Annotated in this window: 7 protein-coding genes and 1 pseudogene; 3 read left to right on the forward strand and 5 right to left on the reverse strand. The window is 77.2% G+C overall.

What is annotated here, in order from left to right; genetic code table 11:
* Positions 1 to 131: 131 nt before the first annotated feature.
* Positions 132 to 326: a hypothetical protein gene (locus ACYVOF_RS00505; protein ID WP_460863279.1), complete on the reverse strand. Its 195-nt coding sequence runs from the start codon at positions 324 to 326 to the stop codon at positions 132 to 134.
* 132 nt (positions 327 to 458) lie between these two features.
* On the opposite strand from ACYVOF_RS00505, the gene ACYVOF_RS00510 reads away from it, so the two are divergent.
* Positions 459 to 1412: a patatin-like phospholipase family protein gene (locus ACYVOF_RS00510; RefSeq protein WP_460863281.1), complete on the forward strand. Its 954-nt coding sequence runs from the start codon at positions 459 to 461 to the stop codon at positions 1410 to 1412.
* A gap of 6 nt (positions 1413 to 1418) precedes the next feature.
* Here the strand turns inward: ACYVOF_RS00510 and ACYVOF_RS00515 are convergent, their stop codons facing one another.
* Together ACYVOF_RS00515 and ACYVOF_RS00520 are read right to left on the reverse strand one after the other, a co-directional pair.
* Complete coding sequence (locus ACYVOF_RS00515; RefSeq protein WP_460863284.1) at positions 1419 to 2309, reverse strand: PPK2 family polyphosphate kinase; 891 nt, start codon at positions 2307 to 2309, stop codon at positions 1419 to 1421.
* A 5-nt stretch (positions 2310 to 2314) separates the two neighbouring features.
* On the reverse strand, positions 2315 to 2839 hold the full coding sequence (locus ACYVOF_RS00520) for a hypothetical protein (protein ID WP_460863285.1): 525 nt from the start codon (positions 2837 to 2839) through the stop codon (positions 2315 to 2317).
* A 194-nt stretch (positions 2840 to 3033) separates the two neighbouring features.
* Between ACYVOF_RS00520 and rocD the strand changes: the two genes are divergently transcribed.
* Entirely contained in the window at positions 3034 to 4266 is a 1233-nt protein-coding gene (rocD, locus tag ACYVOF_RS00525) for an ornithine--oxo-acid transaminase (protein ID WP_460863287.1), read from the forward strand.
* 3 nt (positions 4267 to 4269) lie between these two features.
* Here the strand turns inward: rocD and ACYVOF_RS00530 are convergent.
* Positions 4270 to 5930 (reverse strand): annotated as a pseudogene (locus tag ACYVOF_RS00530) (ATP-binding cassette domain-containing protein).
* Positions 5931 to 5975: 45 nt separating this feature from the next.
* Positions 5976 to 6989, reverse strand: a complete 1014-nt coding sequence (gene zapE, locus ACYVOF_RS00535; RefSeq protein ID WP_460863288.1) for a cell division protein ZapE — start codon at positions 6987 to 6989, stop codon at positions 5976 to 5978.
* Between the two features lie 123 nt (positions 6990 to 7112).
* Here zapE and ACYVOF_RS00540 point away from each other — a divergent pair.
* The coding region (locus tag ACYVOF_RS00540) for an alpha/beta fold hydrolase (RefSeq protein WP_460863289.1) at positions 7113 to 7932 on the forward strand (820 nt) is incomplete at its 3' end.

Below are 7932 nucleotides of genomic sequence, written 5' to 3' on the forward strand. Positions count from 1 at the left end.
GCGGCGGTTGCCCCGGTCGGGGGCCGTGGCGCCCGCCACTGGCGCGGTCACGGGATCGGTCAAGCGTAGCGCGACGTGACGCGGGCCACCCCGCGGAGGCGGCGGTCGGCAGCGTCCGGCCGGCCGGGCCGCTATTCGCCGTCGGGCTGGTCGGCGGCGACGTCCTGGTACGGCCGCCCCGACGCGCCGCAGAGCTCCGGCTCGGTCCCGGGCGCGACGCGGGCCGTGTGGTCGGCCAGGGCGAGGGTCTGCCAGCGGGTGCGCTCGGCCGAGCCGGGGTCGACGAGGGTCACGTTGGACAGGCACTGGGGGCAGGGCACCTTCATGGCGGCACAGTACCGACGACCACCGCCGCCGTGACCCCGGCGGTCACGGTGGTCGTCGGTCCCGTCTGCCACGCTGCGGGGCGGGGCTGGTCGACGGTGGGTCGACGGCGGCCCGACGGGTGAGGGGGCGACGTGCGCAGAGCGGACCTGGTGCTCGAGGGCGGTGGCCTCAAGGGCCTCGGCGCGGCGGGGGCGGTGCTCGAGCTCATGGCGGCCGGGGTCGAGTTCCCGCGGGTGTGCGGCACGTCCGCCGGGGCGGTCGTCGGCTGCTTCGTCGCCGCCGGCGCCAGCAGCGCGCAGCTGCAGTCGCTGCTCGAGCGGCTCGACTACCGGCGGGTGCCCGACCGCGGCGCACTGCCCGTGCCGCTGCTCGGCGAGGGCCTCTCGCTGCTGCTCTCCGGGGGCGCCTACGAGGGCGACTACCTGCACGACTGGCTGCGCGACGAGCTCGCCGCGCTCGGCGTACGCACGTTCGCCGACCTGCGCCGCGACGACCCGGGCGCCGACCAGCGCGTGCCCGGCCACCAGCTCTGGTCGCTCGTGGTGACCGCCACCGACATCACCCGCGGCCGGCTGCTGCGGCTGCCGTGGGACTACGCGGCGCTGGGCCTCGACCCCGACGCGCAGCTCGTCGCCGACGCCGTGCGGGCGTCGATCTCGATCCCGCTGTACTTCGACCCGCAGGTGCTCCACGCCCCGGCCACGGGGCTGGACCTGACGCTCGTCGACGGCGGGGTGCTGAGCAACTTCCCCCTCGAGGTCTTCGACCGCACCGACACGGTGCCCCCGCGGTGGCCGACGTGGGGGGTGCGCAACTCCCCCGACGTGCCCGGCACCGACGCCCCGCTGCCGTTCGGCCGGTTCACCCCGCGCCCGCTCGACGTCCTGGTCCGGACCCTCACCACCGCGGTCGTCGGCCACGACCAGACCTACCTCGACCGGCCCGGGGTGGCCGAGCGGACCATCCTCGTCGACACCTCACCGGTGGGCGTCGTCGAGTTCGGCGCGAGCCCCGCCCAGCGCGCGCAGGTCACGGCCAACGGCCGCCGGGCGGCGGCGGACTTCCTGGCCCGCAACCCCGGCTGAGCCCGCTCAGGCCAGCGGGTCGGCCGTGGTCAGCGCGGCGCGGGCGGCGGCCACGTCGTAGGTCGGGGCCGGGAACCGCGGCTCGAGGTGGGCCAGCGCGTCGCGGAGCAGCGCCGCCACGGCCCAGGTGCGGTACCACTTCCGGTCGGCGGGGACGACGTGCCACGGCGCGGCGACGGTGCCGCAGCGGGTGACGACGTCGGTGTAGGCGTCGCGGTAGCTGCTCCACCGGGCCCGGGCGGCCAGGTCGTCGGGGCTGTACTTCCACTGCGCCTCGGGGTCGTCCAGGCGGGCCAGCAGCCGGGCCTTCTGCTCCTCGGGCGACAGGGCGAGCAGCACCTTGAGCACGGTGGTGCCCGAGGCCACCAGCTCGGCCTCGAAGTCGTTGACCTCGTCGTGGCGGGCGTCCCACACCGCGGGGGCGACGAGCTGCTCGACCCGCGGCACCAGCACGTCCTCGTAGTGGGAGCGGTCGAACACCCCCACCTGCCCCGGGCCGGGCAGGCCGCGGCGCACCCGCCACAGGTAGTGGTGCTCCAGCTCGGCGGCGGTGGGCCTGCCGAACGCGGCCACCCGCACGCCCTGCGGGTCGAGCAGCCGGCTCAGGTGGCGCACCGCCCCGCCCTTGCCCGCGGTGTCGACCCCCTGCAGCACCACCAGCACCCGCCGCCCGTCGCCCGGGTCGGCGCTCGCCCGGGCGCGGCCCTCCTGCGCCCACAGCGCCCGGTGCAGGTGGTCGAGCTCGCCGGCGAGGCCGTCCAGCGCGGCGGCCCCGGCGGACTTGCGGCGCGGGCCCACCGGGGTCGCCCGGCAGTCGAACGAGGCCAGGTCCGGGCACGTCCCCGGCTCGACCTGCAGCGCGGCCGTCGCCTCCCCGACCCCCACCGCGGGTGCCACGGTGCTCAGCCCGCCGAGCCGCACGCGGCGTCGACCCGGTCCAGCGCCGCGGCCAGGCGCGCCGGGTCGACCGTGACCGGGGTCGACCCGGCCTCCGCGCCCGGGGGCAGCGCGGCCCCGGCCTGGGCGTCGAGGTCGTCGATGGCCGCGGCCAGCTCGGTCAGCGCCGGCCCGACCGGGGCCGCGGCCTGCGCCCCGGCCGTGGCCTCGGTGCGCAGGCTCAGCAGCAGCAGCGCCAACGACGGCCGCAGCACCGGCTTCGCGCTGGCGGTGGTGACGACCTGCCGGGCGTTGGCGCGGCCCTGGGTGAGGCGGCTGCACACGGCGGCGGGGCCGGCCTCGGCCGCGCTGCTCGGGGCGGCGCTGCTCGGCGCGGCGCTGCCAGGACCCGCGCTGCTCGGGGCGGCGCTGCTCGTGGCGGCGCCGGTGGTCGGGGCCGCAGTGCCCCCGGCGTCCTGCGAGCACGCGGCGAGACCACCGGCCAGCACGGTGGTGAGCAGTGCGGCCGCGGCGGCACGACGAACGGGCACGGGGGTCCTCCAGGGGGGTCGGGTGCGCCCAGCCTGCCACGCCCCGCCGCGCCGCCGACCGGACGCGGCGGGGCCGGAGGGACCCACGACCACGCAACGAACCGCCACCGCGGCGGCGTGCGACGACACGATCAGCCGGCCGGACGCACCCCGGCAGCAGTGATCGCCGGCGGGGACGGCCCTAGCCTGGCTGCATGACCGCCGCCGCGCCCGCCCGCACGTCCGCCCTGGCCGCCGAGCTGACCGGTCTCGAGGACCGCTGGAGCACGCACAACTACCACCCGCTCCCGGTCACGGTGGCCACTGCCGAGGGCGCCTGGGTCACCGACGTCGACGGCCGGCGCTACCTGGACCTGCTGGCCGGCTACTCGGCGCTCAACTTCGGGCACCGCCACCCCGCCCTGGTCGCCGCCGCCGTCGAGCAGCTGGGTCGGGTCACCCTGACCAGCCGCGCCTTCCACCACGACCAGCTGGGCCCGTTCTGCGCCGAGCTGGCCGAGCTCACCGGCACCGAGATGGTGCTGCCGATGAACTCCGGCGCGGAGGCCGTCGAGTCGGCGGTGAAGGTGGCGCGGAAGTGGGCCCACCGCGTCAAGGGCGTGCCCGACGGCACCGCGGAGATCATCGTGGCCGGCGGCAACTTCCACGGCCGCACCACCACCATCGTCAGCTTCTCCACCGACCCGGAGGCCCGGGCCGACTTCGGCCCGTTCACCCCCGGCTTCGTCACCGTCCCCTACGGCCCCGACGACCCGCAGGCCCTCGCCCTGGAGGCCGCCATCACCGAGCGGACCGCGGCGGTGCTCATCGAGCCCGTCCAGGGCGAGGCCGGTGTCGTGGTGCCCCCGGACGCCTGGCTGCGCCGCGTCCGCGAGCTGTGCGACACCCACCAGGTGCTGCTGGTGGCCGACGAGATCCAGTCCGGCCTGGGCCGCACCGGGGACCTCCTGGCCCTCGACCACGCCGGGGTGCGCGCCGACCTCTACACCCTGGGCAAGGCGCTCGGCGGCGGCATCCTGCCCGTCAGCGCCGTCGTCGGGCGGGCCGACGTGCTCGGGGTGCTGCGCCCCGGCGAGCACGGCTCCACCTTCGGCGGGAACCCGCTGGCCTGTGCCGTCGGCCGGGCCGTGGTGGACCTGCTGCGCACCGGGGAGCACCAGCAGCGCTCCCGCGAGCTCGGGGCGCGGCTGCACACCGGTCTGGCGGGGCTCGTCGGGCACGGGGTGACGGCGGTGCGCGGCCGCGGCCTCTGGGCCGGCGTCGACCTCGCGGGGGGCACCGGCCGCGCCGTCGCCGAGCGGCTGCTGGAGCGCGGCGTGCTGTGCAAGGAGACCCACGGCGCCACGCTGCGCCTGGCCCCGCCGCTGGTGGTCACCGAGGCCGAGGTGGACCTGGCCGTGGCGGCGCTGGGCGACGTGCTGGCCTGACCGCTACCGGGCGCGGGCCACCCGGGCCTCGTCCCACACCGGCGCGTCGGTGGCCACCACCTGCCCGTCGGCGCGGAAGACGAGGAAGCGGTCGAAGCTCTCCGCGAACCAGCGGTCGTGGGTGACCGCCAGCACGGTGCCCTCGAACGTCGTCAGCGCGGCCTGCAGCGCCTCGGCCGAGACGAGGTCGAGACGAGGTCGAGGTTGTCCGTCGGCTCGTCGAGCAGCAGCAGGGTGGCCCCGCCCAGCTCCAGCAGCAGCACCTGCAGCCGGGCCTGCTGCCCGCCCGAGAGCGTCTCGAAGGTCTGCTCGGCCTGCTCGACGAGCCCGTAGCGGTCCAGCGCCGACGACGCGGCGGAACGCCCCATCCCGGCCCGCCCGCCCTCGCCGTGCCACAGCACGTCGAGCAGGGTGCGCCCCACCAGCTCGGGGTGGGCGTGGGTCTGGGCGAACATCCCCGGGACCACCCGCGAGCCCAGCCGGGCCGTGCCGGTGTGCGCGACGGCGGGCACCGCACCGGGCGCGCCGTCGTGGGGCAGCCCGGCCAGCAGCCGCAGGAAGTGGCTCTTGCCGGAGCCGTTCGAGCCCAGCACGGCCACCCGGTCGCCGAGGAAGACCTCGGTGCTGAACGGCGCCATCAGCCCGGTGAGCTCCAGGTCGGTGCAGGTGACGGCGCGCAGCGCGGTGCGCGCCCCGGTCAGCCGCGGCGCGAGCCGTTGGGTGCGCGGCAGCTCCGCCGGGGGGCCCTGGGCCTCGAACGTCGCGAAACGGGTCTGCATCGCGTGGTAGCGGCTGGCCATGTCCGGGCTGCTCGCGGCCTGCGCCCGCAGGGTCAGCACCAGCTGGCGCAGCCGCTCGTGCTCCTCGGCCCAGCGCCGGCGCAGCTCGGCCACCTTCTCCCACCGCGCCTCCCGCGCCTGCGGCCAGGTGGTGAAGCTGCCGGCGTGGGTCCAGGCGGTGCCGGCCTCGACGGTGACCACGGCCGTGGCCGCGGCGGCCAGCAGGGCCCGGTCGTGGCTGACCAGCAGCACGGCCTTGCCGGTGGCCGCGAGCTGCTCCTCGAGCCAGCGCTTGCCGGGGACGTCGAGGTAGTTGTCGGGCTCGTCGAGCAGCAGCACCTGGGCCTGCCCGCGCAGCAGGGCCTCCAGCGCGAGCCGCTTCTGCTCGCCCCCGGACAGCGTGGTGAGGTCGCGGAAGCGGGCCCGCTCGAACGTGGCGCCCAGCGCGGCGGTGCACACCACGTCCCAGCCGACCTCGGCCTCGTACCCGCCGGCCTCGGCCCACTCCGAGAGCGCGTGGGCGTACCGCATCTGGGTGGGCTCGTCGTCGGTGTCCATCATGGCCAGCTCCGCCGCCGCCAGCTCCGCGGCCGCGGCGCGCACCGGCGGCGGGCTGACGTCGAGCAGCAGGTCGGCCACGGTGCGGCCGTCGGTGGCCGAGCCGATGAGCTGCGGCATGACGGCGAGCCCGCCGACGACGCGGACCGAGCCGGCCTCGGGCGCCAGCTCCCCGGCGAGGGTGCGCAGCAGCGTCGACTTGCCGACCCCGTTGGCCCCGACGAGCGCGACGACGGCGCCCTCACCGACCTTCAGCCCGACGTCGCGGTAGAGCTCGCGTCCGTCGGGCAGCACGTGGCGCAGCCCGCCCGCCTCGAGGTGGCCCATGGCGTCGATCCTCCGGGACCGGTCAAGCGCACCCCGGCAGGTCCGTCAGGACGAGGCGGGCTCCAGGCGGGACAGGGCCACGAGCCGGGAGATCGCGCGCAGGTACTTCTTGCGGTACCCCCCGGCGAGCATCTCCTCGGTGAACACGGCGTCCAGCGCCACCCCGGAGACGGCCACCGGGATGTCGACGTCGTAGAGCCGGTCGGCCAGGGCCACGAAACGCAGCGCCACCCCCTGGTCGGCCAGCGCCGTCACGTCGCGCAGGTGCACCGCGGACACGCCGCGGACCAGGGCCCCGTAGCGCGAGGGGTGCAGCGTGGCCAGGTGGCGGCACAGCGCGTCGAAGTCGTCCAGCGTGGCCCCCGGGGTGGCCGCTGCCCGCTCGAGCAGGGCGTCCTCGGCGAGCGGCGGGGGCGCGTCGGGCAGGTCGCGGTGGCGGTAGTCGGGGCCGTCGACGCGGCACACCTCGAACTTGTCGGCGACGGCGGTGATCTCGCGGAGGAAGTCCTCGGCGGCGAACCGGCCCTCACCGAGCTTGTCGGGCAGCGTGTTCGACGTCGCCGCCACGCTCACCCCCGCGTCGGTCAGCTCCTGCAGCAGCCGGGAGACCAGCATCGTGTCGCCCGGGTCGTCCAGCTCGAACTCGTCGATGGCCAGCAGCTTGTGGTCCGACAGCCGCTGCACCGCGGTCGCGAACCCGAGCGCCCCGACCAGGTTGGTCAGCTCGACGAACGTGCCGTAGGCCTTCTCCCCGTCGACCGCGTGCCACACCGAGGCGAGCAGGTGGGTCTTGCCCACGCCGAACCCGCCGTCGAAGTACAGCCCCGTGCCCGTCGCGGCCTCCTTGCGGCCGAAGAGTCCCTTGCGGCGGCCGCGGGAGGAGTTGACGCCCTCGACGAACCGTCGGCCGGCCGCGACGGCCTCGGCCTGGCTGGGCTCGTCGGGGTCGGGGATGTAGGTCTCGAACCGCACGTCGCCGAAGCGCCCGGGCGGGACCATCCCCGCGACCAGCTCGGAGGGGTCGATCTCGGGCCGGCGGTCGACGAGGCGGTCGGGCATGCCGGGAGGGTATCGGCGGGCCGGGGCCGGTGCCGTCCCCGTGGCCCCCGTCACGGGCGGGACCTCCCCACCGCCCCGGCGGCCATCACGGCGGCGTCACCGGCCCTCTGCCAGGGTGGCCCCGTGGTGGGGAGGACGGTCGCGCGGCTCGCGGGCGCGCTCGGGGTGGCCGTGGTGCTCGCCGCCGGCTGCAGCGCCGGCCCGTCGCAGCGCCCACCGGTGGCCGTGGTCGACGACCGGCTGCCCCCCGCCGACGCCACCGACCCGGGCTCGAGCACGCCGGCCCCACCGCCGGCGGCGGAGGTGCCTGACACCGACCTGGCGTGGACCGACTGCGCCGCCCGCACCCGCGCCACCCTCGGCCTGGGCCCCGGACCGGCGGGCCTGGCGCTGGAGTGCGCCACGCTGCGGGTGCCGCTGGACCCCGCCACGACGGGCCAGCTCGAGCTGGGCCTGCTGCGGGCGCGGCTGGCCACGACCCCGGCCGACGCCGCCCCCGTCGTGCTCACCACGGGCAGCGACGCCCCGTCCACCACCACCCTCGCCCGGCTGGCCACGGACGGGGGTGCGGACCTGCTCGCCGCCCACCCCGTGGTCGCGCTCGACCGTCGCGGCACCGGCACCTCCACCCCGCTGGACTGCCTCACCGCGCGGCAGCGGGCCGACCTGCTCGACGTCGACCCCGACCGCCCCGGGACGAGCGTGGACACCGTGCTGGGCGCCGGGCGCGACGCCACGCAGGCCTGCACCGACGTGCTGACCCCCGCCGAGCTGTCGCTGTCCACCGACCGGGCCGCCGACGACCTCGAGGCGCTGCGCGAGCGCTGGGGCGTCACCCGGCTGTCGCTGCTCGGCGCCGGCGACGGGGCCCGCACCGCGGTCCGCTACGCCGTGACCCACCCGGGCTCGGTGTCGCGGCTGGTGCTCGACACCCCGGTCGACC

The sequence above is a fragment of the Rhodococcus aerolatus genome, from assembly GCF_054783215.1.